This is a genomic window from Curtobacterium sp. MCSS17_016 (genome assembly GCF_003234255.2).
Classification (GTDB): domain Bacteria; phylum Actinomycetota; class Actinomycetes; order Actinomycetales; family Microbacteriaceae; genus Curtobacterium; species Curtobacterium flaccumfaciens.
In genome coordinates this window covers 2,761,932-2,782,355 of the sequence record NZ_CP126254.1, presented here as the reverse complement: position 1 = coordinate 2,782,355, position 20,424 = coordinate 2,761,932, and the positions used below count along the sequence as shown (strand labels likewise).

At 72.3% G+C, this 20,424-nt stretch carries 23 protein-coding genes and 1 riboswitch; of the genes, 15 read left to right on the top strand and 8 right to left on the bottom strand.

What is annotated here, in order from left to right; translation table 11 throughout:
* Positions 1 to 44 precede the first annotated feature (44 nt).
* Positions 45 to 575 (bottom strand): hypothetical protein, encoded by a 531-nt coding sequence (locus DEJ19_RS13095; protein WP_111233267.1) that lies wholly within the window; start codon positions 573 to 575, stop codon positions 45 to 47.
* Between the two features lie 94 nt (positions 576 to 669).
* Between DEJ19_RS13095 and DEJ19_RS13090 the strand changes: the two genes are divergently transcribed.
* The 3 genes from DEJ19_RS13090 to DEJ19_RS13080 all read left to right on the top strand — a co-directional run bounded on the left by DEJ19_RS13090 (position 670) and on the right by DEJ19_RS13080 (position 2,513).
* A complete protein-coding gene (locus DEJ19_RS13090) occupies positions 670 to 1,086 on the top strand; it encodes a VOC family protein (RefSeq protein WP_110863434.1) in 417 nt (138 codons plus the stop codon).
* A gap of 37 nt (positions 1,087 to 1,123) precedes the next feature.
* A complete protein-coding gene (locus DEJ19_RS13085; RefSeq protein ID WP_111233268.1) occupies positions 1,124 to 1,744 on the top strand; it encodes a DNA-3-methyladenine glycosylase I in 621 nt (206 codons plus the stop codon).
* An 88-nt stretch (positions 1,745 to 1,832) separates the two neighbouring features.
* Entirely contained in the window at positions 1,833 to 2,513 is a 681-nt protein-coding gene (locus DEJ19_RS13080) for a DJ-1/PfpI family protein (RefSeq protein ID WP_111233269.1), read from the top strand.
* Between the two features lie 171 nt (positions 2,514 to 2,684).
* On the opposite strand, the gene DEJ19_RS13075 is transcribed toward DEJ19_RS13080, so the two are convergent.
* Positions 2,685 to 3,155 (bottom strand): GNAT family N-acetyltransferase, encoded by a 471-nt coding sequence (locus tag DEJ19_RS13075; protein WP_111038132.1) that lies wholly within the window; start codon positions 3,153 to 3,155, stop codon positions 2,685 to 2,687.
* Positions 3,152 to 3,976, bottom strand: a complete 825-nt coding sequence (locus DEJ19_RS13070; RefSeq protein ID WP_181437950.1) for a LysR family transcriptional regulator substrate-binding protein — start codon at positions 3,974 to 3,976, stop codon at positions 3,152 to 3,154. Before DEJ19_RS13070 ends, DEJ19_RS13075 begins: the two co-directional genes overlap by 4 nt.
* Positions 3,977 to 4,009: 33 nt before the next feature.
* Here DEJ19_RS13070 and DEJ19_RS13065 point away from each other — a divergent pair, with 33 nt between their 5' ends.
* Together DEJ19_RS13065 and DEJ19_RS13060 are read left to right on the top strand one after the other, a co-directional pair.
* Positions 4,010 to 4,399, top strand: a complete 390-nt coding sequence (locus DEJ19_RS13065) for a DUF5997 family protein (RefSeq protein WP_017888549.1) — start codon at positions 4,010 to 4,012, stop codon at positions 4,397 to 4,399.
* Positions 4,400 to 4,439: 40 nt separating this feature from the next.
* Positions 4,440 to 4,946, top strand: coding sequence for a hypothetical protein (locus DEJ19_RS13060; protein WP_111233270.1), 507 nt, complete (start codon positions 4,440 to 4,442; stop codon positions 4,944 to 4,946).
* Positions 4,947 to 4,996: 50 nt separating this feature from the next.
* Here the strand turns inward: DEJ19_RS13060 and DEJ19_RS13055 are convergent, their stop codons facing one another.
* Positions 4,997 to 5,446: a phage holin family protein gene (locus DEJ19_RS13055; protein ID WP_111233271.1), complete on the bottom strand. Its 450-nt coding sequence runs from the start codon at positions 5,444 to 5,446 to the stop codon at positions 4,997 to 4,999.
* A 174-nt stretch (positions 5,447 to 5,620) separates the two neighbouring features.
* Positions 5,621 to 7,096, bottom strand: coding sequence for an MFS transporter (locus tag DEJ19_RS13050; RefSeq protein WP_111233272.1), 1,476 nt, complete (start codon positions 7,094 to 7,096; stop codon positions 5,621 to 5,623).
* A gap of 119 nt (positions 7,097 to 7,215) precedes the next feature.
* Here DEJ19_RS13050 and DEJ19_RS13045 point away from each other — a divergent pair, with 119 nt between their 5' ends.
* Together DEJ19_RS13045 and DEJ19_RS13040 are read left to right on the top strand one after the other, a co-directional pair.
* Positions 7,216 to 7,782 carry a TetR/AcrR family transcriptional regulator gene (locus tag DEJ19_RS13045; RefSeq protein ID WP_111022213.1) on the top strand — a complete coding sequence of 189 codons (567 nt, stop codon included), beginning with the start codon at positions 7,216 to 7,218 and terminating at the stop codon, positions 7,780 to 7,782.
* A gap of 9 nt (positions 7,783 to 7,791) precedes the next feature.
* Positions 7,792 to 8,319: an Lrp/AsnC family transcriptional regulator gene (locus DEJ19_RS13040; protein WP_027466312.1), complete on the top strand. Its 528-nt coding sequence runs from the start codon at positions 7,792 to 7,794 to the stop codon at positions 8,317 to 8,319.
* A gap of 44 nt (positions 8,320 to 8,363) precedes the next feature.
* On the opposite strand, the gene DEJ19_RS13035 is transcribed toward DEJ19_RS13040, so the two are convergent.
* On the bottom strand, positions 8,364 to 8,795 hold the full coding sequence (locus DEJ19_RS13035) for a GNAT family N-acetyltransferase (protein ID WP_027466313.1): 432 nt from the start codon (positions 8,793 to 8,795) through the stop codon (positions 8,364 to 8,366).
* 111 nt (positions 8,796 to 8,906) lie between these two features.
* On the opposite strand from DEJ19_RS13035, the gene DEJ19_RS13030 reads away from it, so the two are divergent.
* The 5 genes from DEJ19_RS13030 to ribH all read left to right on the top strand — a co-directional run bounded on the left by DEJ19_RS13030 (position 8,907) and on the right by ribH (position 14,353).
* On the top strand, positions 8,907 to 10,217 hold the full coding sequence (locus DEJ19_RS13030) for a hypothetical protein (RefSeq protein ID WP_181441533.1): 1,311 nt from the start codon (positions 8,907 to 8,909) through the stop codon (positions 10,215 to 10,217).
* 87 nt (positions 10,218 to 10,304) lie between these two features.
* Positions 10,305 to 11,972 (top strand): LAVTG motif-containing sortase-dependent surface protein, encoded by a 1,668-nt coding sequence (locus DEJ19_RS13025; protein WP_111233273.1) that lies wholly within the window; start codon positions 10,305 to 10,307, stop codon positions 11,970 to 11,972.
* 333 nt (positions 11,973 to 12,305) lie between these two features.
* Positions 12,306 to 12,440: riboswitch (FMN riboswitch) on the top strand.
* 94 nt (positions 12,441 to 12,534) lie between these two features.
* The gene (locus tag DEJ19_RS13020; RefSeq protein WP_071247477.1) at positions 12,535 to 13,188 is read left to right on the top strand and encodes a riboflavin synthase; all 654 of its coding nucleotides are present in this window, start codon (positions 12,535 to 12,537) and stop codon (positions 13,186 to 13,188) included.
* Positions 13,188 to 13,877 carry a 3,4-dihydroxy-2-butanone-4-phosphate synthase gene (ribB, locus tag DEJ19_RS13015; protein ID WP_110863426.1) on the top strand — a complete coding sequence of 230 codons (690 nt, stop codon included), beginning with the start codon at positions 13,188 to 13,190 and terminating at the stop codon, positions 13,875 to 13,877. Before DEJ19_RS13020 ends, ribB begins: the two co-directional genes overlap by 1 nt.
* Positions 13,874 to 14,353 carry a 6,7-dimethyl-8-ribityllumazine synthase gene (gene ribH, locus DEJ19_RS13010; RefSeq protein WP_111233274.1) on the top strand — a complete coding sequence of 160 codons (480 nt, stop codon included), beginning with the start codon at positions 13,874 to 13,876 and terminating at the stop codon, positions 14,351 to 14,353. Before ribB ends, ribH begins: the two co-directional genes overlap by 4 nt.
* Positions 14,354 to 14,481: 128 nt before the next feature.
* Here the strand turns inward: ribH and DEJ19_RS13005 are convergent, their stop codons facing one another.
* Both DEJ19_RS13005 and DEJ19_RS13000 read right to left on the bottom strand, forming a co-directional pair.
* On the bottom strand, positions 14,482 to 14,652 hold the full coding sequence (locus tag DEJ19_RS13005; RefSeq protein ID WP_017888559.1) for a hypothetical protein: 171 nt from the start codon (positions 14,650 to 14,652) through the stop codon (positions 14,482 to 14,484).
* 66 nt (positions 14,653 to 14,718) lie between these two features.
* Complete coding sequence (locus DEJ19_RS13000) at positions 14,719 to 15,267, bottom strand: TetR/AcrR family transcriptional regulator (RefSeq protein ID WP_111233275.1); 549 nt, start codon at positions 15,265 to 15,267, stop codon at positions 14,719 to 14,721.
* Between the two features lie 155 nt (positions 15,268 to 15,422).
* On the opposite strand from DEJ19_RS13000, the gene DEJ19_RS12995 reads away from it, so the two are divergent.
* From DEJ19_RS12995 to DEJ19_RS12985, 3 genes are all read left to right on the top strand, one after another.
* Positions 15,423 to 17,459: an aldo/keto reductase gene (locus DEJ19_RS12995; protein ID WP_111233276.1), complete on the top strand. Its 2,037-nt coding sequence runs from the start codon at positions 15,423 to 15,425 to the stop codon at positions 17,457 to 17,459.
* Positions 17,438 to 18,445 carry a LacI family DNA-binding transcriptional regulator gene (locus tag DEJ19_RS12990; RefSeq protein WP_111233277.1) on the top strand — a complete coding sequence of 336 codons (1,008 nt, stop codon included), beginning with the start codon at positions 17,438 to 17,440 and terminating at the stop codon, positions 18,443 to 18,445. The genes DEJ19_RS12995 and DEJ19_RS12990 overlap by 22 nt, the downstream gene beginning before the upstream one ends.
* 212 nt (positions 18,446 to 18,657) lie before the next feature.
* Positions 18,658 to 20,181: an MFS transporter gene (locus DEJ19_RS12985; protein WP_110863423.1), complete on the top strand. Its 1,524-nt coding sequence runs from the start codon at positions 18,658 to 18,660 to the stop codon at positions 20,179 to 20,181.
* Positions 20,182 to 20,424: the final 243 nt, after the last annotated feature.

Genomic DNA, 20,424 nt, shown 5'->3' with positions numbered 1-20,424 from the left:
TCCTGCAGCCAGCGCGGGACCGGGGTTTTGCGCTGTCCGGACCGTCACTCGGCCCGCACGACCTCCAATCGCACGTGCTCGCTCTCGGCGCCGTGCACGTGCATCCCGCAGGCGATGTCGGCGAGTGACAACAGCGGCTCCACACCGCCTCGGACGTGTTCGTACTGCAACTCTGCGCCGAGGCCCCGACCGCGGAGCGACTCCATCATCGAAGCATCACTCGCGTCGCGTGACGGCCCGCGCGACTCGAAGACCACGCGACTGACTCCTCGCTGATCGAGCTCCCAAGCAAGGCGCTCCAGGCACCGCCTGCGACGGCGTTCCGTCCGGGCCGGATGACCGGCGTAACGGACGACGACGATGGCGACGGCGTGCCGCAGGAGGGCGAGCCATGAGAGTCGCTGTTCTCCGAGTGCCTCGTACCAGTGCAGCTTCCGCATCCGCCGAGGGGTCGCCCGTCGAACCGCCTCGCGGGCTTCGTCCTCGCCGTTGATCCGCATGATCACCGCAGCGAGGACGTACGCGGTGTGGTCCCGTCCACCACCGGGTTCTGACTCGTCCACGTCCGCCCGCATCCGACCAGCATGTTGTGTACCGGTTGGTTCCCCCACGAAACGGTTGCGCGCTGGACCGGGTGGGTCCAGGTTGAGCGTGACGAAAGGAACCGCCATGGACACGATGGTCTTCATCAACCTGCCCGTCACGGACCTCGAGCGCTCGAAGGCGTTCTACGAGGCGCTCGGGTACTCGATCAACCCGGCGTTCAGCGACGACACCGCGGCGTGCGTGGTGGTGTCCGACACGATCTCCGTCATGATCCTGACGACAGCGAAGTTCGCCGAGTTCACGGACAAGACGATCGCCGACGCCGACACGATCGAGGTCATCAACTCGCTCAGCGCCCCGTCGAAGGAGGACGTCCACCGCATCGTCGACGCCGCGGTGGCCGCCGGCGGCACCGAAGACCGCCCGGAGATGGACCTCGGCTTCATGTACCAGCGGAGCTTCACCGACCCGGACGGACACCGCTGGGAGTACGTGTGGATGGACGAGCAGGCGACGCAGGACGGCCCGCCCGCCGAGTGAGTGATCGGCTGTCGGCGGCGCCCGCCAGGATGGTCGCATGAGCACCGAGCCCGTCGACGCCCCGCCCGTGCCCGACCTCGTCACCGGCGACGACGGCCTCGCCCGGCCGGTCTGGGCGTCGTCGGACGAGCTCCTGCGCGAGTACTACGACACCGAGTGGGGCATGCCCGTCCGCGACGAACGCGGGGTGTTCGAGCGGCTCTCGCTCGAGGCGTTCCAGTCGGGTCTGTCGTGGCGCACGATCCTCGCGAAACGACCGGCGTTCCGGGCCGCCTTCGCCGACTTCGACGCCGACACCGTCGCGGCGTTCGGCGAGGACGACGTCGCACGGCTCATGGCCGACGCCGGGATCGTCCGGAACCGCGCGAAGATCCTCGCGACGATCACCAACGCGAACGCCACGATCGCCCTGCGGCAGGACGGCGGGCTCGCCGACTTCGTGTGGTCGTTCCAGCCGGCGACCACGCCCGAGCCGCGGTCGTCCGCCGAGGTCCCGACGAAGTCCGACGAGTCCCTCGCCCTGTCGAAGGCGCTGCGGAAGCGCGGATTCGCATTCGTCGGACCGACCACGATGTACGCCCTGATGGAAGCGCTCGGCATCGTCGACACCCACCTGGTGGGCAGCCACCGGCGCGGGACCTCCGGCATCTGGGGCTGACAGGCGAGCCCAGTCCAGCCCAGGAGCACGAGCAAGCACGAGCCAGCCCGCCCATGACGCACGTCCTCGCCGGGACTATGGTCACGACATGGCCGACGACTTCCGGATCGCGTTCCTGCTGTTCCCGCACCTGACCCAGCTCGACCTGACCGGTCCGGCGCAGGTCCTCAGCCGCGTGCCCGGCGCACGCGTCGAGTACGTCGCGGCGACGCTCGACCCGGTGCCGAGCGACTGCGGCTTGGCGCTCGTCCCCACCGTGACGATCAGGGATGCAGGACCCGCGGACGTGCTCGTGGTGCCCGGTGGTGACGGTGCCTTCGACGCGATGCTCGACCCGGACGTCGTGGCCTTCGTGCGGCGCCAGGCCGAGCACGCGACGTGGATCACCTCGGTGTGCACCGGTGCCTTCGTGCTCGGCGCCTCGGGGCTGCTCGCCGGCAGACGCGCGACCACCCACTGGGCCTCGAAGCCGATGCTCGAGGCCTTCGGCGCGCAGCCGGTGGACGCTCGGATCGCAAGGGACGGCGCCGTCGTCACCGCGGCCGGGGTGAGCGCGGGCATCGACATGGCGCTGTGGCTCGCGGCCGAGCTCGCTGGACAGCCCGCTGCTGAGGCGATCCAGTTGCAGATCGAGTACGACCCGCAACCGCCGTTCGACCACGGATCGGCCGAGCGCGCCGACGCCGTCGTCGTCACCCGGGCCCGCGCAGCAGCCGAGGAGTCGCGCGGCGCGAGGGTGACCCGCGCCGCCGCAGCCGTCCTGCGCTGACGCGGACCTTCAGGCGGTCACGAATCCCCGCTGGCCTCCGCCGAGTGGTCACGACACGTCATTCCGGGCGCGGCCAGTCGACACGTCGTGACCGCTCGGGGCCATGCACGCGGGGTGTTGTGACCCGAGCAGCGGCAGCAGCAGCAGCCGCCGCCGCGCGGCCGCCGCGGGCTAGACCAGCGGCTTCCGCATCTGCGCCGACGTCACCTGGTACCCGAGCGCCGCGTAGAGCTCCTGCGCCCCGGTGTTGTAGCCGAACACGTTCAGCCCGATGCTCGTCGCACCGTGCTCCGCAGCGGCGCGGTGCCCGAGCTCGAGCGCCCGCCGTGCGTGCCCGCGGCGCCGGTGTGCCTCGTCGATCTCGACGTTGAACACCCACCAGTCGGTGCTGCCCGGCGTGAGCGGTCCGATCCACAGGTACCCGATGACGGTGTCGTCCTGGTCGGTGACGTCCCACACGAGGTGCCCGTCAGCGGGGGACCCGCCCGGGAACCAGCGGTCCCGCGACTGCTGCTCGTTCGCCTCGGCCTGCTCGCGGGTCTCGCCCGCCTGCATCCGGGACTCGACGTACTCGGCCATCGTGCGCTGGAGCCAGGCCGGGAGGCGCGTGGCCGGCATCAGTGCCAGCCGCGTGTCCGTCATCGGTTGCCCTTGGAACCCCGGCTCGGCTTACCGCGCATCTTGCCGCGTCCGGGTGTCGGCCCCTTGCCGGTGTTCGACTTCTTGCCGGCGCCGGACTTACCGCTGCCGGGCGACTTCGCCTTGGCCTTGCCGCCGGCGCCCGCGGCGCCGCCCTTGGAACCCGACGCACCCGACCCGCCGGACCCACCCGACCCGCTGGACGAGCCCTTGGCACCCGACCCTGCCTTGGCACCGCCACGAGCCGGACGCGAGTCGTCGTCGGCGTCGCGATCCGGGCCTCCTGGCTGGCGCGAACTGTTGGCGGTCCGCCCGCGCACCACGCCGATGAACTCCTCGGTGGTCTCGGTGGCGTCCTCGTCCCGCCAGACCAGCGCGATGCGCGTGCCCTCGGCGTCCATGAGCGGACGACCGACCAGGTCCTTGCGGCTGGCGGCGCGGAACAGTGACTGGGGGAGCACGACGACGCCGACGTTCGCCTCGACCAGGTCGAGCGATCCGTCGATGTCGGCGGGCACCGGGCCGGCGTCGATCACGTGGACCTCGGCGTCGGCGAGGTCGACCTCGGCGAGTTCGGCGAGGGGGGAGTCCTTGGGCATCGCGACGACGGCGGTCTCGGTCCAGAGCGGGATGGCGTTGTGCTGCTCGGACACGGGCATGCGTGCGAAGACCATGTCGGCCTCGCCGGCCAGCGTGTCGTCGACGTCGTCGGCGCCGATCGGCCGCAGCCGGAGCTCGATGGAGGGGAAGCGTTCCCGCCAGACACGGGCCCACTTTGCGGGGGAGACCCCCGGCACGAAGGCGATGGTGAGAGCCGCGGTCATGCAGACGAGCATAGGGGCCGTACCCTTGTCCTCATGGCGCAGGAACAGACCATGAAGCCCGAGACGGCTGCGAAGAAGCTCGGCATCTTGCTGACGGCGGCTCCGGAGTCCTTCCAGAGCGCTCCCCTCACGCGGACCGCCTTCGACGAGCTCCGCACCGAACCCCCGACCTGGCTCGAGGACCTCCGACGCGACGGCCCGCACCCGCGACCCGTCGTGGCGCAGAAGCTCGGCATCTCCATCTCCGGCCTGAGCCGTGCGGGGATCGACGACGCACTGACGACGGCGGACATCAAGACGCTGCTCGAGCAGAAGCCCGAGTGGCTCGTCCGTGAGCGTGCGACGCAGGCCGCCGTGCACGCCGAGAACGCCCGCGTGAAGCAGGAGCGCGCCGCCAAGGCCGCTGCCCGCGCCGAGGACTGACCCCACCCCGCACCACTCCGCCGCACCGAGGACGCCCCACGTGCACGAGACCGTCGCCGACGCCATGCTCGTCGTGCCGCAGTTCGCGTCCGTGTGCTGCATCGTCGGTGACCGCTACCGACCGCGCCCGGGCGTCATCGTGCCGGCCGGCGTGATGCTCGTCGCGATGCTCATGCCCGCCGTCGACGCCGGAGCGGTGTGGACCCTGTTCGCCGCGACCCTCCTGCTCCTGCTCGCGCCGCTGCCCGTGATGCGTCGCCGCCGTAGCGACGGTCGCCGCGCGGAGCCGATGGACGTCCACCGCGCGCTCTCCGCCGTCGTGATGGCGGGGATGCTGCTGATGGGCCACGCCTCGGGTGTCGCCGGCGACCACGCGGGGCACGGCATCGCACTGTCCGCGGTGCTCGGCGCCGGTGTGATCGGCTACTGCGCGTTCAGCGGTTGGCTGCTCCGGTACGAGTGGGGCCGTGAGGACCGGCGGGCCGTCCGCAGCGGCGAGGTCTTCGCGATGACCGTCGCGGTGGTCGGCATGACCCTGGCGATGTAGCGGAGCGAGCGCTGGCGGTCGCGGCCCCCGCCGCAGGTCCGTCGGGTCCGTCAGCCGCGCGCGGCGCTGTCCGTCTGGGCGTCCGCCGCGTGCGTCACCCGCTGCTTCGCCGCCTGGATCGTGTCCTTCGGCACCGGCGGCACACCCCGCCGGATCCCGCGCAGGCCGACGACGAACAGGATCGCGGTCACGATCGCGAACACGACGAAGGTGATCCCGGTCGCCGCCCACAGCGGCAGCGCGAGAGCGAGCAGCGCCACCGCGAAGCCGGCCAGCGCGACCAGGGTCGTCAGGGCGAACCCGACAGCGACCCCGGTGAGCACCAGCCCGGTCTTCGCACCGCTCGCGCGCTCGCCGATCTCGCGCCGCGCCGAGGCGACCTCCTCGCGGACGGCGCGCAGCACCGGCTCGAGGGCCTTCTGCACGAGTCCGGCGGTCACGGTGTCGCGGAACGACGGCCTTCCGGGAGCGGTGGTGTCGTCGTGGTCGGTGCTGCTCATGGGGTCTCCTGTCCGGGCGCGGCGGTCCGCGTCCCCTGACGGGACGCGACCGGTCCGATGATCGTCACGCTGACTCGCGTGCGCCCGGTGCGTTCCCAGGTTGCGCAACGGACGGGAGGCCCGCCCCGCGTCGTCGACGCTGGACGGGCCTCCCGGGTGGTCGGGCCCACGGCCCTACTCGGCGACCTCCTCGAGGTCGTCGATCCCACGAGCGGCGGCCGCTGCGCGGCGAGCGCGCATCGACGGCGCGGCGACGGCGGCGAGCACGGCCACGACCGCCACACCGGTGCACGCCCAGAACCCGATCGTGAAGGCGTCGTCGGTCGGCAGCCCCTGCGGCGTGCTGTGCGAGGTGATCAGCGCTGCGATGACGGCGGTGCCGACGCTCGAGCCGATGGTGCGGACGACCGTGTTGGCGCTGATCGCCTCACCGGTCTGGTTCGCGGGGACGCTCTCGATGATCGCGTTCGAGCAGGCGGCGAGGGCCATGCCGATGCCGATGCCGGTCAGGACACCGGAGGCCACCACCTGCCACAGCTCGGCGTGTGCGATGGCCGGCAGCACGAACGCGGCGACGATGGCGAACCCGCCGATGAGCATCGGCGGCTTCGGGCCGACCTTGCGTACCAGGATGCCCGCGATCGGCCCGGCGACGACCATCATCACGACGGTCGGCAGCAGGAAGAGACCGGCCTGGGTGACGTCCTTGCCGAAGCCGTAGCCGAGCGCCGTCGGGAGCTGCAGCAGCGTCGGCACGAGGACGAAGGTGCCGAACATCGCGAACCCGAAGACGAGTGCGACGACGTGGGCGGTCCAGACGCCGCGGACCGCGAAGAGCCGGACGTCGATGAGCGGCTCGGCGACCCGGAGCTCGACCAGGACGAACACGACCAGTGCGACGGCGCCGAGGGCCAGCAGGCCGATGGTCTTGCCGTCGCCCCAGCCCCAGGTCTCGCCCTCGCTGACGGCGAGCAGGATGGCGACGAGCGACACCGCGAGGACGAACGTGCCGGCCATGTCCAGGCGACCGGGCTTCCGGACCGGGGACTCCGGCATCCCGAAGACCGCACCGAGCAGTGCGATGACGACGAGCACGGCGGGGAGCCAGAACAGCCAGTGCCACGACAGGTGCTCGACGATGGGCCCGGCCGCGACGATGCCGACACCGGCACCGATGCCGAAGATCGCCGACAGCAGACCGATCGTGACGCTGACCTTCTCCTTCGGCAGCTCGTCACGCACGATGCCGATCGACAGCGGCATCACCGCTCCGGCGGCGCCCTGCAGCGCGCGCCCGACGATCAGGACGCCGAGGTTCGGTGCGAGGGCGGCGAGCACGGCGCCGACGAGCAGGATCGACAGCACGACGATCAGGACCTTGCGCTTGCCGATCATGTCGCCGAGGCGACCGAGGATCGGCGTGAGCACCGAGGCGGAGAGCAGGTACGCGGTGAGCACCCAGCTCGTCGCACTGGTGGAGGCGCCGAGGTCCTGCCCGATGGTCGACAGTGCCGGGGCGACCAGTGACTGCAGGACCGCGAAGGACAGGCCGCCGAGGGACAGGTAGACGATGATCGCCGTGCTGTTCGGACGGCGTCCGTCGGTGGTGGGGTGCGAGCCGGTGCGTGGGCTCTGCAGGGTGTCGGTCATCGTGCTCCGTGTCGTCGTGGTCGTCGATGTAAACAATTGCTGACATGACGAGGGTACGCGTTCGAGAGGGCATGTCAACGCTTGCTTACATCCCTGTGAGGACCGGTAGGCTGCGCTCCATGAGCAAGGACGCCGCGGCCACCCGACTCCTGCTCGTGCAGGCCGCCCGGCGTCGGTTCGCCTTCGACGGCTACCGCGCGACGACGGTGCGCGACATCGCCGGGGACGCCGGGGTGAACGTCGCCCTGATCAACCGGTACTTCGGTTCGAAGGAGGGGCTCTTCCGCGCCTGCCTCGACCGCGTCGTGCGCGACCTGGGGGCCGAGGAGACGAGCGAGCAGGGCCTCGAACGGGCGCTCACGGGGATCATCACGCACATCGTGCGGGCCCCGACCGACGACGACTCCCTGCAGCTGATGCTCCTGCTCCGGTCCTCCGGCGACGACGGTGCCGATGCCATCCGCCGAGAGACGCTGCGCCGGTACGCCGAACGGCTCGCGGGCACGGTCGGCGGCGCGGGGTCCGAGGAACTGCTCGTCCGTGCCGAGATCGCGCTGGCGGTGGTGCTGGGGATGTCGATGCTCCGGCAGTCCACCGCGGTGGAACCGCTGGCATCCGCCGACGACGCCGTCGTGTCGGCCGCGCTCGAGGACGCCCTCCGCGCCCTGCTCGCACCGCCGCGGTAGCGTCGAGCCGTGTCCGACCGTCCCGCACGTCGCCCCGACCCCGCTCCGCGCCTCGACGAGGTCGACGAGCGCATCCTCTGGACCCTGTCGGCCGATGCCCGGATCCCGAACAACCGACTCGCGGCCGCCGTCGGCATCGCGCCGTCGACCTGCCTGGCACGGGTCCGTGCGCTCGAGGACGCCGGCGTGATCCGCGGCTACCGGGCCGAGGTGGACGTCGCCCGGCTCGGGTTCTCGATCGAGGCGATGGTGTCCGTCCGGGTGCACGCCGCGGCCCGCCACGAACTGCGGGACTTCGCCAAGCGCCTGCTGCGGGTGCCCGTCGTGCAGGACGTGTCGTTCCTGGCGGGGGACAAGGACTTCCTCGTGCACATCGCGTGCGAGTCGACCGAGCAGCTCCGGGACTTCGTCGCCGACGAACTCAGCGGCGACCCCTCGGTGGCGACGACGCAGACGAACATCGTGTTCGAACGCCTCGTCGCCGACCGGGCCACCCAGGGCCGCTCGTTCGACGAACTGCGGCGCTGGCGGGCCTGACGCGCGAAAGCCCTGATCAGCGCGGTCAGAACAGCGCCGTCGGGTCAGCGCTTCCGGGTCATCGGGATGTGCGGGATGCGGTCCTCCAGGTACTCGTCGCCCGAGCGCACGAAGCCGAAGCGGCCGTACCACTGCTCCAGGTGCGACTGGGCGCCGAGGGCGATGCTCGGCGAGCGCGACTCGGCGATCGCGGCCTCCATGAGCTGCGCGCCGAGGCCCTGGCCGCGGGCGTGCTTCGCGGTGGCGACCCGGCCGATGCGCTCGGTGCCGTCGGGCTCGCGGAGCAGGCGGAGCGTCGCGTCCACCGAACCGTTGCCGGCCCAGAACTGCACGGTGCCGGGCTCGAGGTCACGGCCGTCGATGTCGCCGTACGCGGCTTCCTGCTCGACGACGAAGACGTCCTGGCGGAGCCGCAGGATCTCGTGCAGCGTGACGATGTCCAGGTTGCGGGTCGGAGCGTTGAAGATCGAGACCACGGACGGCCCTTCCTGAGAATTTCTTCCGAAACAGGGTGTGTTCCGGACCGGATCGGCGTACATTGCCGGTCAACCACTCTACGTGCGCAGCCGAGATCAGGAGGTGAGCGCATGGACCACCCGTTGCGCGCACCCTGGCGCGCCGCACTCCGCATCGTCCTGCTGGGCGTCGGGACGCTCGCCGCCCTCGTGCTGCTGTCCCTGCTCCTCGGCGCGCGACCGGCCTCCGCCGCGACGACCTCTGCCGCACCGACCGAGCAGCGCGGACTCGTCGGCAGCGTCGTCGACGGCGTCGGTGGCACCGTGCAGGGCGTGACCGGTGAGGTCGGCAAGGTCGTCGGCGGCGTGACGGATCCCGTCCGCAAGGCCGTGTCACCTGCACCCGCACCTGCTGCGCCCGCTCCGGCCCCCGCGCCCGCACCTGCTCCGGTGCCCGCAGCGCCCGCACCGGCTCCAGCAGCACCCGCTCCAGCTCCCGCAGCCCCCGCGCCGTCGAGCCCCGCTCCGGTCGCGACCACACCGGCTGCCCAGCCGACCACGACCGCCCCTGCGGCCCACCCGGCCACGCGCCCGGTGCGACAGGTCGTCGACCAGGTGAGCAGCGCCTCCAGGCCGGCCACCGACACCGTCGCGAACGTCCTGCGCCCCGTCACCGGAACCGTGGAACGCGTCACCGACACGCGCCCCGTGACCGCCGTCGTCGACACCGTCGACGACGTGGTCGGTAGCGTCCCGGTGGTCGGCGCGGTCCTCGGCGACGACACCCTCGGCACCGTCACCGGCCCGGTCACGGGCCTGGTCGACGACACGCTCGGCTCGGTCGGCACGACCGTCGGCACCGTCCCCGACGTGGTCGAGGGCGTCGTCCCGTCCGTCGGCGGCACCCTGCCAGGAGGCACGGACCCCGTCGTCGACGTCCCCGCGCTCCCGGTGGGCGGCGGCTCGAACCCGTCCGCCGGGCCCGTCCCGTCGGTGCCGGACGCGAACGCACCCGTCCGGCCCGGAACCGTCGCCCCGCAGGGGGCCACGGTGCCCACCGCACCCGCATCCGTGCGCGTCGACACGGCCGATGCCGTGGGCGACCGCGGAGCCGGACTCCGGCCGTCGGTGCCGGTCGACGTAGCCGCCACGACGGCCACGGTCGGTCCGGTCGTCACGGCCGTCGATGCGCAGGACGCGACGCTCGGCGGACACGCGCTGCTCGTCCCCGCGGACGGCGAGGGCCACGGGCTCCCGTTCGACGGAGCCGACGCCGGCGTGCTCGGTGGCAGTGCCTCCTCGACCTCCGGCGGCGCAGCAGCCGTCGGCATCGTCGGCTCGACCGACGACATCGTCTCCCTCGCCGCGGGGTCTCGCGGCACGCTCGCCGACGACGCGGTCCCCGCATCGGTCGTCGGCGAGCACGACGTCGCCCCTGACTGAGATCGGTGCGCCTGTCCGCCACGGCAGGCACGCACACATCCCGGCTGCGTCCGCGGTCGGTGACGAACTCGATCAGGGAGTACGACCATGAACAAGTACGTCTCCAGAGGGCTCTGGTTCGCCCTCTTCGTCGGCGGGCTCACGCTCGGCGGCACGGCTGCGGCGAACGCGGCCACGACATCCGGTGCCGACGGCACCGTCTCGGGCACCCAGGTGGCCCCCTCCGTGGACGCCCCGGTGTCCCTCGGCGGCAACGGGATCGCCGTGCTCGGCGACGCGGTGTCGACGGCGACGGGGTCCACGCCCGCCGCTCCGGCGCCTGCTCCGGCTCCGGCCACGACCGCTCCTGCCCCCAGCACCTCGGGCCAGGACGGCACCCTCTCGGGCACCCAGGTGGTGCCGGACGTCGCGGCACCGGTGACGGTCGGCGGCAACGCCGTGGCGGTCGCCGGTGACGCGGTCTCGGCCGCCGCACCCGCACCCGCACCCGCGGCAGCTCCGGCGCCTGCAGCACCGGCACCGGCACCGGCTCCTGCCGCTCCTGCCGCTCCCGCTCCGAGCACCTCGGGCGAGGACGGCACCGCTTCCGGCACCCAGGTCGCTCCGGCCGTGACCGTCCCCGTGACGGTGTCCGGCAACGGGATCGGCGTCCTCGGCGACGGCACCGCGACGTCGACCGCCCCGGCGGCGGCGACACCGGCGCCGGCTGCCGAAGCCCCGTCGGCGCCCGCCACCTCGGGCACCGACGGACTGCTCTCCGGCACCCAGGTGACCGGCCTGGTCGACGTCCCGGTGACGATCGGTGGCAACGGCATCGGTGTCCTCGGTGACGGGACCGCGACGGGCACGGCGCCCGCTGCGGGCACGGGTACCGGAACTGCTCCGGCGGCCGGTGGTTCGACCTCTGGTTCGGACGGCACGGCTTCGGGCACGCAGGTGTCCCCGGTCGTCTCGATCCCGGTCACGGTGGCGGACAACGGCATCGGGCTGCTCGGGACGGGCACCGCGACGGGCACGGCGCCCGCTGCGGGCACGGGCACGGGTACCGGGACCGCTCCGGCGGCCGGTGGTTCGACCTTGGGTTCGGACGGCACGGCTTCGGGTACGCAGGTGTCCCCGGTCGTCGACGTCCCGGTGACGATCGGTGGCAACGGCGTCGGCGTCCTCGGTGACGGCACGAGCACCGGCGGCGCCACGGCTCCGGCCACCGGCACCACGACCCCGACGGCCGGCGGTTCGACCTCCGGCGACGGCGGCCTGCTCTCCGGCACCCAGGTCACCCCGGTGATCAGCCTGCCAATCACGATCGGCGGCAACGGGATCGGCATCGTCGGTGACGGCACCAGCACCACCCCCGGCACCGGCACGAACCCCGGGACCAACCCGGGCACGGACCCGGGCACGGACCCCGGTACCGACCCCGGTACGGACCCCGGTACCGACCCGGGCACCGTCCCCACCGACGGGACGGGCACCGACACCGGCACCACGCCCGGCACGGCGACCATCCCGGTGGGCACGGTCGACGTCGTCGAGCCGACCCGGGCCTCCACGACGGGTGTGGTGACCACCACGACCGCTGCCACCAGCGGGGTCCGCACCAGCGCCGGGACCGTCGCGGCAGCCGCCGCGGCCGGTGACGGCCAGCCGGAGCTCGCCTACACGGGAGCCGGCTCGCCGATCCTGCCCGCCGGGTTCGCGCTCCTGCTGCTCCTCGCCGGAGCGGGCACGCTCGTGCTCCGTCGCCGGCACTGACCGGCGGGTGATCGAGGGGCGTCACACCGTGGCGCCCCTCATCACCATGCCCGGGGGCGTGCGCGTTCCACGACAGAACACCGGAGGATCGACGGATGTCCTGTCGGAACATGTCGGCGCATCGGATGCGTGTGCATGTTCCGACGGACCGCTCGTCGATCGACTCGTGCATCGTCGCAGTGCGGACGCCGGACGCCGGACGCTGGACGCCGGACGCGGACGTCGGAGACCGCGGGTGCCACGTGCTCACCGCGCCCGGGGGAGACGCCCGGTTACGACGGCGCTGCCACCGTGGCGCGGCCGTCAGCGGCCTGGGGTATCGTTCCGACTACGCAAGCGCTCCGGGGTCGGTGTAATTCCGAGCCGGTGGTGACAGTCCACGAACTGATGACGGGTGCGAACCCGACAGAGGTTGACCCGGTGGGATTCCGGGACCGACGGTGAAAGTCCGGATGGGAGGCGCGCTGGGCGGACAGGACGACCCCACGACCCGTGGGGTGCGACCCGTCCGTCGATGCCGACGATCGTCGAACGCCCCCGGAGTCCCGTTGAGAGGACACCAGTGTTCACCGGCATCATCGAGGAACTCGGCACCGTCACCGCCGTCGAGCAGCAGGGCGACTCCGTCGCGCTCACCGTCCACGGCCCCGTCGTCGTGCAGGACGCCCGGCACGGCGACTCGATCGCGACGAGTGGTGTCTGCCTGACCGTCGTCGAGCAGACCCCCGAGACCTTCACCGCCTTCGTCATGAAGCAGACCCTCGACATGAGCGCCCACGGTGCACTCCGGGTGGGGGACCGCCTGAACCTCGAGCGCGCCGCCTCGGTGGGTGACCGCCTGGGCGGGCACATCGTGCAGGGCCACATCGACGGCACCGCCACGGTGCTCGAGACGGCAGACGGTGACGGCTGGCGACGCGTGCGGTTCTCGCTCGCGCCGGCGCTCAGCCCGCTCGTGGTCGACAAGGGCTCGATCGCGCTCGACGGCGTCTCGCTCACGGTCAGCGCGGTCTCACCCGAGGACACCGCGCCCGACGCGGCCTGGTTCGAGGTGAGCCTGATCCCCGAGACGCTCGAGGCGACGACGCTCGGGCTCCGCGTGCCGGGTGACCGGGTGAACGTCGAGACCGACGTCCTGGCACGGCACGTCCGCCGCATGCTGCGGCTCGACGCCGCGGCGCAGTCGCTCGAGACCGTCGGATCGGAGGCCCGGTGATGGTCGCCGAGACCGGTGCCGTCCCGCAGGCACTCGGGCTGTCGAGCATCGAGGCCGCGATCGCGTCGATCGCCGCCGGGCGCCCGGTGATCGTGGTCGACGACGAGGACCGCGAGAACGAGGGTGACGTCATCCTGTCCGCCGAGCTCGCCTCGCCGGAGTGGATCGCGTGGACCGTCGCGCACTCGTCCGGGTTCATCTGCGCGCCGCTCAGCACCGAGATCGCCGACGCCCTCGACCTGCCGCCGATGGTGGCGCACAACGAGGACGTCCGCGGCACGGCCTACACGGTCACCGTCGACGCCGCCGTCGGCGTGACCACCGGCATCAGCGCCCACGACCGTGCCCGTACGCTGCGGGTCCTCGCCGACCCGACCTCGGTGCGCGACGACCTGCACCGCCCCGGACACGTGGTGCCCCTGCGCGCACGACCGGGCGGGGTCCGGGAGCGCGCCGGGCACACCGAAGCAGCGATCGAGCTCGTCACAGCAGCCGGGCTCCGGCCCGCTGCGGCGATCTGCGAGATCGTCGACGAGGACGGCAGCATGATGCGGCTGCCGGCGCTCGTCGCACTCGGGGCGCGCGAGGGCGTGCCCGTCATCACCATCGCCGCGCTCGCCGAGTGGCTGGACGCGGCAGACCGGGCGGCGGCAGCGACCGCAGCGCCCACGGAAGGAACGACACGATGAGCGGAGCAGGCGCGGCGGACCGCGACCAGGTCGACGGCACCGGGATCCGGGTGGCCGTCATCGCCGGACAGTGGCACGACACGATCGCGGCGGGCCTGCTGGCCGGCGCACAGCGCGAGGTCGAGCGGCTCGGGGCGACGGCCGAGGTCATCCCCGTCCCCGGCAGCTTCGAGCTGCCCGTGGTCGCGAAGACCGCGCTCGAGGCCGGGTTCGACGCGGCGGTCGCGCTCGGCGTCATCATCCGCGGTGGCACCCCGCACTTCGAGTACGTCTCGGGTGCTGCGACGAGCGGCCTGACGCAGGTCGCGATCGACACCGGCAAGCCCGTCGGGTTCGGCGTGCTCACGCTGGACGACGAGCAGCAGGGACTCGACCGAGCCGGGCTGCCCGACTCCAAGGAGGACAAGGGCGCCGAGGCCGCACACGCGGCGATCAGCACCGCGGTGATCCTTCGGTCCCTGCGCCTCCCGGTCTGATCGGCTCGTGATCTGACGCTCCACGCAGAACGGCCCCGCACCGGTGAGGTGCGGGGCCGTTCTGTGCTTGCTGGTCCGCGCTTGCTGGCCAGCGGCGGTGCTTGCTGGCTCGCGGCAGTGCTTGTTGGCTAGCGCTTGCCGAACACGTGGATCGGCAGGAAGAAGGAGAGGCTCATCAGGAGCACGCCGGCCATGAAGACGAAGGCCTGGCCCGACTCGACCTGGAAGGCGAACCCGAACAGGTACATCGACACCAGCAGCAGCAGGATCGAGAAAACAGCGGCGATGACGCGGCCCACGGGATACCTCCGGGTGTCGACGAGTGGATCGTTCCCCAGTCTATCCCCAGCCGGGGGTGTGCCGGTTCACACTCCGGGTCGCGTCGCGATCAGACGGTCGACGACGGTGAGCAGGGTCTCCATGTCGACGCTGCCCCGCTTCGGTCGCACCTCGCTCGCGGCACCGAGCGAGGCCTGGTGGTACAGCCCGTCGCCGAGGAGCTTGACGGCCTGCGCGGTCGGCTCGTCGCCGAGGGCGTCGACGAGGGTCGCGAGCCAGGCGTTCTCGGTGTCGTCGAGGGTGCGTCCGGCCTCTTCGTAGCCGGCCTGCTGCAGGCGGCTCGCGGCGAGCAGGGCGAGGTCCAGCTCGCTGCCGACGAACAGGCAGTTGCGGACGAAGTAGCGCGCGGCACCGTCCTCGGCGTCCTGCATGCGCTCGACGTCGATCGCGGACAGGTCCGACAGTCGTTCACAGAGCCCCTCGACCAGGGCGGCCTTGGAGCCGAAGTGGTAGAGCAGCCCGCCCTTCGAGACGCCGGCGCGCGCAGCGACGGCGTCGAGCGTGGCGGGACGCTCGCCTTCCTCGCACACGATGGCGACGAAGCTGTCGAGGACACGGTCGCGGGCACTGGCCATGCCGAGAGTCTAGGAGCAGTTCCGGGGGGCGCGGACGCCAGCTCCTCCGTCGCCGCCGTGAACGCTCACGAATCGCCGCAAGACCATTGCTGATCCCTCCCGCGGAGGCTAGCGTCGAACCGACCGTGAAGGTTCACGAGACGACAAGGATCCGCATGTCAGCGCAGACGGCGAACACCGCCACCACTCCGACCTCGACCACCACCGACGGCCCCGGGTGGGCCGTCCTCGGCCCCGGCGGCATCGCCCGACGCTTCCTCTCGCAGCTGCCCGCCAGCGGGGGCGTCCTGGTCGCGGCCGGCAGTTCGTCCGCCGAGCGGGCGCAGGTCTTCGCCGACGAGGCCGCCGGGTTCGGGTTCACGGATGTGACCGCCGGGACCTACGACGAGGTCCTCGCCGACCCGCGGGTGGACGCCGTCTACGTGTCGACCGTGCACACCGGGCACGCCCGGCTCGTGATCGCCGCACTCGAGGCCGGCAAGGCCGTCCTGTGCGAGAAGCCCCTCGCCGTGAACCACGGGACCGCGATGGCGCTCACGGACGCCGCACGCCAGGCCGGTCTGCCGCTCGTCGAGGCGTTCATGTACCGCTTCCACCCGCAGACCGCGGCACTGCTCGACCTGATCCGCGACGGCGTGATCGGCGACGTGACCCACGTCGACGCCTCGTTCGCGTTCCGGACGGGCGAGCGCACCGGTCGACTGTTCGACGTCGGCACCGCCGGCGGCGGGATCCTCGACGTCGGCGGGTACCCGGTGACGATGGCCGCGGCGATCGTGCAGGCCGCGACCGGGGTCGCCGTCGCCGAGCCCGTGGACCTCACCGCCACGGGCACGCTCGGGCCGACCGGGGTCGACGAGTGGACGGTCGCGCAGCTCACCTACCGGGGCGGGATCACGGCGACGGTCCGGACCGGCGTCTTCGTGCAGGACGACAACGCCGTGTCGGTGTACGGCTCGCGCGGTCGCATCGTGCTCACCGACCCGTGGACCCTGGGCGACGATCCCACCATCGAGATCCACACCGTCGACGAACCCCCTCGCTCGCTGTCGTTCGCGGGTGAGCACCCCTACGCCCGAGAAGCCGACGCCACCACCGACGCCCTGCGTGCCGGTGCGGTCGAGGCGGCGCAGATGACCATCGACGAGACCCTCGCCACCGCCCGCACGCTCGACAGGTGGCGCGCGGCGATCGGCCTGCGCTACCCGTTCGAGGCGGAGACCGCCGACATCCCGACGGTGTCCGGCCGGCCGCTCACCGTGCAGGACGGCAACCCGATGCGCTACGGCGAGGTGCCGGGCGTCGGCAAGCGGATGTCCCGCCTGGTGATGGGCGTCGACAACCAGCCCGACCTGGCACACGCCAGCGCGATCTTCGACCTGTTCGTCGAGCAGGGCGGCAACGTCTTCGACACCGGCTACATCTACGGCGGCGGTGTGCTCGAAGGACGGCTCGGCAAGTGGATCCAGAACCGGGGGATCCGCGAGGACGTGGTCGTCATCACGAAGGGGGCCCACACCCCGCACTGTGACCCCGAGTCGATCACCCGGCAGCTGCTCGAGAGCCTCGAGCGCCAGGGCACCGACTACGCGGACATCTACATGATGCACCGCGACAACCCCGACATCCCGGTGGGGGAGTTCGTCGACGTGCTCGACGAGCACCGCCGAGCCGGGCGCATCCGCGTGTACGGCGGCTCGAACTGGACCCCCGCACGGTTCGACGAGGCGAACGCCTACGCACGGGCCAACGGCAAGCACGGGTTCGAGGTGCTCAGCAACCACTTCGGTCTCGCCGAGGCGTACGACGTGCCGTGGGACGGCTGCGAACACGCGACCGATGCGGCATCAAAGGCGTGGCTGGAGGAACGTCAGGTCCCGCTGCTGCCGTGGTCCTCGCAGGCCCGCGGGTTCTTCACCGGCCGTGCGACGCCCGAGGACACCAGCGACGCCGAACTCGTCCGCTGCTATTACTCGGACGACAACTTCGAGCGGCTCCGGCGTGCGCGGGAGCTCGGCGAGCAGTTCGGCGTCCCCGCGACGGCGATCGCCCTGGCGTACGTGCTCAACCAGCCGTTCCCGACGTTCCCGCTCTTCGGACCCCGTACGATCGCGGAGGCCCGGTCGTCCATGACCGGCCTCTCCGTCGAACTCTCCCCGGAACAGGTGGCATGGCTGGACCTCCGCGCCTGACCCCGGGCGGCCGCGCGACGATCATCGACGTCGCCGCGGCCGCCGGGGTGTCCCGGCAGACCGTCACCCGCGCGATGAACGGCATGCCCGGCATCAGCGCGGCGACCAAGGACCGCGTGCTCCAGGCCGCGGCTGCGCTCGACTACCGTCCGTCACGGTTCGGCCGCGGGCTCGTCACGGGTGGCGACCACCAGCTCGGGCTCGTCGTCAACGACCTGCGGAACCCCTACGCACCGGCACTCGCATCCGCGGTGCTCGGCCTGGCCGCCGCCCGCGGGTGGAACGTCATGCTCGCCGACGTCGGGCTCGCGAGCGACTCGGACCGGATGGTGGAGTCCCTCGGTGCCCAGACCGACGTCGTGATCGGCTACCTCGGGTCCCGCGCCCCGGAGTGGATCGAACGGCTCGGCTCGGTCCCGGTCGTCGAGCTCGACCCCTCGGGGCCGGTGACCCGCGCCGCGGTCCGGATCGACCCGACCGCCGCGATCGAGGACCTCGCCGACCACCTCGTCGACGTCGGGGTGAAGCACCCCGTCGTGCTCGACGCCGCCGCCGACGGCGCGCCGAGTCAGCGCGGGGAGCACATGGTCGCGTCACTCCGGCGTCGCGGGTACCTGCCCGACCTCGTCGTCGCGTCCGCGCCCACCGCAGAGGCCGGTGCCGAACGGACCGAACGGATCCTCGCCGAGCACCGCCGGGTCGATGCGGTCCTGGCGTTCAACGACGTGCTGGCGCTCGGCGTGCTGTCGGCCTGTCGTCGTGCCGGCGTCGACGTCCCCGCTGACGTCCGCGTGGTCGGCGTCGACGGCCTGCCGCTCGGCACGCTCGTCGCGCCGACGCTCACCACGTTGGCCGTCGACCTCGACGAGGTCGCGGGTCAGGCCCTCGACCTGGCGCTCGGCATGCTCGCGGGCGAGCTGCCGCGCTCGGGCGAGGCCGTGGAGCGCACGGTGCGACACCGGTTGCTGCTCCGCGAATCGGCGTAGGCCGACGACGCGACCAGTGGACCGACGCAAGGCCCGTGGCGGGACCGGCACGGGCCTCCCGGCCGTCGTCAGTTGCATTTGCAACCAAAACCGTCCGGACGGTACACTAACGGAGTCCTGACGGGGCGCGTGTCCATCCCGCGTCCCGTCTCGTCTGCCCCACGTACCACCCGCCGTCGACCTGGTCCGGCTCGAAGTCCCAGGAGTCCGCCGTGTCCGCACTGCTCACCAGCCCCGTCGCCACCCGCGTCACCGGGAGCCGCGCCCGACGGTTCCTGGCGCTCGCCGTGCTCATGCTGCCGGTCCTGCTCATCTCGGTCGACAACACCATCCTGAGCTTCGCGCTGCCGTCGATCAGCCGCGCGCTGAACCCGGACGCGACCACGCAGCTCTGGATCGTGGACGCGTACCCGCTGGTGCTCGCCGGCCTGCTCGTCGTGATGGGCAGCATCGGTGACCGCATCGGCCGCCGGCGGATCCTGGTGATCGGGGCGACCGGGTTCGCACTGTTCTCGGTGGCCGCGGCCTTCGCGACCGACGCCTGGATGCTCGTCGCGGCCCGGATCGCCATGGGCGTCTTCGGCGCGATGCTCATGCCCGCCACGCTCTCGATCATCCGCAACGTGTTCGTGGACGCGGGGGAGCGGCGGATGGCGCTCGCCGTCTGGTCGACGATGTTCGCGGCCGGCAACGCCCTCGGCCCGCTCGTCGGCGGCGCGCTGCTCGCGCACTTCCACTGGGGCAGCGTGTTCCTCGTCGCGGTGCCGATCCTCGTGCTCATGCTCGTCGGCGTGCCGTTCTGCGTGCCGGAGTCCCGCGACCCGATGCCCGGGCCGGTCGACCTGCCGAGCATGTTCCTGTCCCTCGGCGCGCTCGCACCGATCGCCTGGGCCATCAAGTCGGTCGTGCACCCCGAGGAGCGCGGCCTCGCGATCGCCATGCTCGCCGTCGGTGTCGTGTGCGGCATCGCGTTCGTCCGTCGCCAGCTGCGGTCCCGCACGCCGATGCTCGACCTGCGGCTGTTCCGCAGCACGGCCTTCACCGGCAGCGTGCTGATGAACCTGGCGGCGATGTTCTCGCTCACCGGGTTCCTGTTCTTCATCGCCCAGCACCTGCAGCTCGTGGCCGGGCTCGACCCGTTCGCGTCCGGCATCGTGCTCATCCCGGGGTCGGTCCTGACCATCGTCGCCGGGCTCGCGGTCGTGCCGATCGTGGCGCGTGTCGCGCCGCGCTGGGTCGTGTCGGTCGCGCTGCTGTTCTCGGCGGCGGCGTACGCCCTCGTCGCGGTCCTCGGACACCACGCCTCCATCGCCGCCCTGGCGTTCGCGTTCGTGCTGCTGGGCATCGGGATCGGGGCGTCCGAGACCGTGACGAACGACCTCATCATCTCGACGGCTCCGGCGGACAAGGCGGGTGCGGCGTCGGCGATGTCCGAGACGGCGTACGAGATCGGCGCCGTGCTCGGTACCGCGGTCCTCGGCACGATCCTGGCGACGACCTACCGGGCGCACGTCGTGGTGCCCGACGGGTTGTCCTCGGCGGCGCACATCGCGGCGCAGGAGACCCTCGGCGGCGCGGTCGCCGCGGCGGGCCAGCTCGGCGGCAGCGCCGGGCAGGTGCTGCTCGAGTCGGCGCGGGCGGCCTTCGACTCCGGCGTGACGATCACGGCGGGTGTCGCCGCGGTGCTCATGGTGGTGGCGGCCGCGGGTGCGCTCGTCATGCTCAAGCGCCGCTGAGCGGCCGCGCGCGGGCGCGCGGGCGCGCGGGCGCGCGCTGCGCCGCTGCGCCGCTGCGCCGCTGCGCCGCGAGCGCCGCTGCGCTTCGTGAGCAGGAATGGTCGGGTCGCCGTGCGTGACCCGACCATTCCTGCTCACGAAGCGCCCGCAACGGCGCGCCCGGCCACGCCCGAACCTGTGAATCGTTGACCTCAACCAGGGTTCAGGTCATACGTTGGGTGACAGCCGCCGAGTGACGGCAGC

Excerpts from the sequence above, each read along its gene's own strand:
- DEJ19_RS13095 (WP_111233267.1), bottom strand. The coding sequence starts at position 575 with ATGCGGGCGGACGTGGACGAGTCAGAACCCGGTGGTGGACGGGACCAC.
- DEJ19_RS13090 (WP_110863434.1), top strand. The coding sequence starts at position 670 with ATGGACACGATGGTCTTCATCAACCTGCCCGTCACGGACCTCGAGCGC.
- DEJ19_RS13085 (WP_111233268.1), top strand. The coding sequence starts at position 1,124 with ATGAGCACCGAGCCCGTCGACGCCCCGCCCGTGCCCGACCTCGTCACC.
- DEJ19_RS13080 (WP_111233269.1), top strand. The coding sequence starts at position 1,833 with ATGGCCGACGACTTCCGGATCGCGTTCCTGCTGTTCCCGCACCTGACC.
- DEJ19_RS13075 (WP_111038132.1), bottom strand. The coding sequence starts at position 3,155 with ATGACGGACACGCGGCTGGCACTGATGCCGGCCACGCGCCTCCCGGCC.
- DEJ19_RS13070 (WP_181437950.1), bottom strand. The coding sequence starts at position 3,976 with ATGACCGCGGCTCTCACCATCGCCTTCGTGCCGGGGGTCTCCCCCGCA.
- DEJ19_RS13065 (WP_017888549.1), top strand. The coding sequence starts at position 4,010 with ATGGCGCAGGAACAGACCATGAAGCCCGAGACGGCTGCGAAGAAGCTC.
- DEJ19_RS13055 (WP_111233271.1), bottom strand. The coding sequence starts at position 5,446 with ATGAGCAGCACCGACCACGACGACACCACCGCTCCCGGAAGGCCGTCG.
- DEJ19_RS13050 (WP_111233272.1), bottom strand. The coding sequence starts at position 7,096 with ATGACCGACACCCTGCAGAGCCCACGCACCGGCTCGCACCCCACCACC.
- DEJ19_RS13045 (WP_111022213.1), top strand. The coding sequence starts at position 7,216 with ATGAGCAAGGACGCCGCGGCCACCCGACTCCTGCTCGTGCAGGCCGCC.
- DEJ19_RS13030 (WP_181441533.1), top strand. The coding sequence starts at position 8,907 with ATGGACCACCCGTTGCGCGCACCCTGGCGCGCCGCACTCCGCATCGTC.
- DEJ19_RS13025 (WP_111233273.1), top strand. The coding sequence starts at position 10,305 with ATGAACAAGTACGTCTCCAGAGGGCTCTGGTTCGCCCTCTTCGTCGGC.
- ribB (WP_110863426.1), top strand. The coding sequence starts at position 13,188 with ATGGTCGCCGAGACCGGTGCCGTCCCGCAGGCACTCGGGCTGTCGAGC.
- ribH (WP_111233274.1), top strand. The coding sequence starts at position 13,874 with ATGAGCGGAGCAGGCGCGGCGGACCGCGACCAGGTCGACGGCACCGGG.
- DEJ19_RS13000 (WP_111233275.1), bottom strand. The coding sequence starts at position 15,267 with ATGGCCAGTGCCCGCGACCGTGTCCTCGACAGCTTCGTCGCCATCGTG.
- DEJ19_RS12995 (WP_111233276.1), top strand. The coding sequence starts at position 15,423 with ATGTCAGCGCAGACGGCGAACACCGCCACCACTCCGACCTCGACCACC.
- DEJ19_RS12990 (WP_111233277.1), top strand. The coding sequence starts at position 17,438 with ATGGCTGGACCTCCGCGCCTGACCCCGGGCGGCCGCGCGACGATCATC.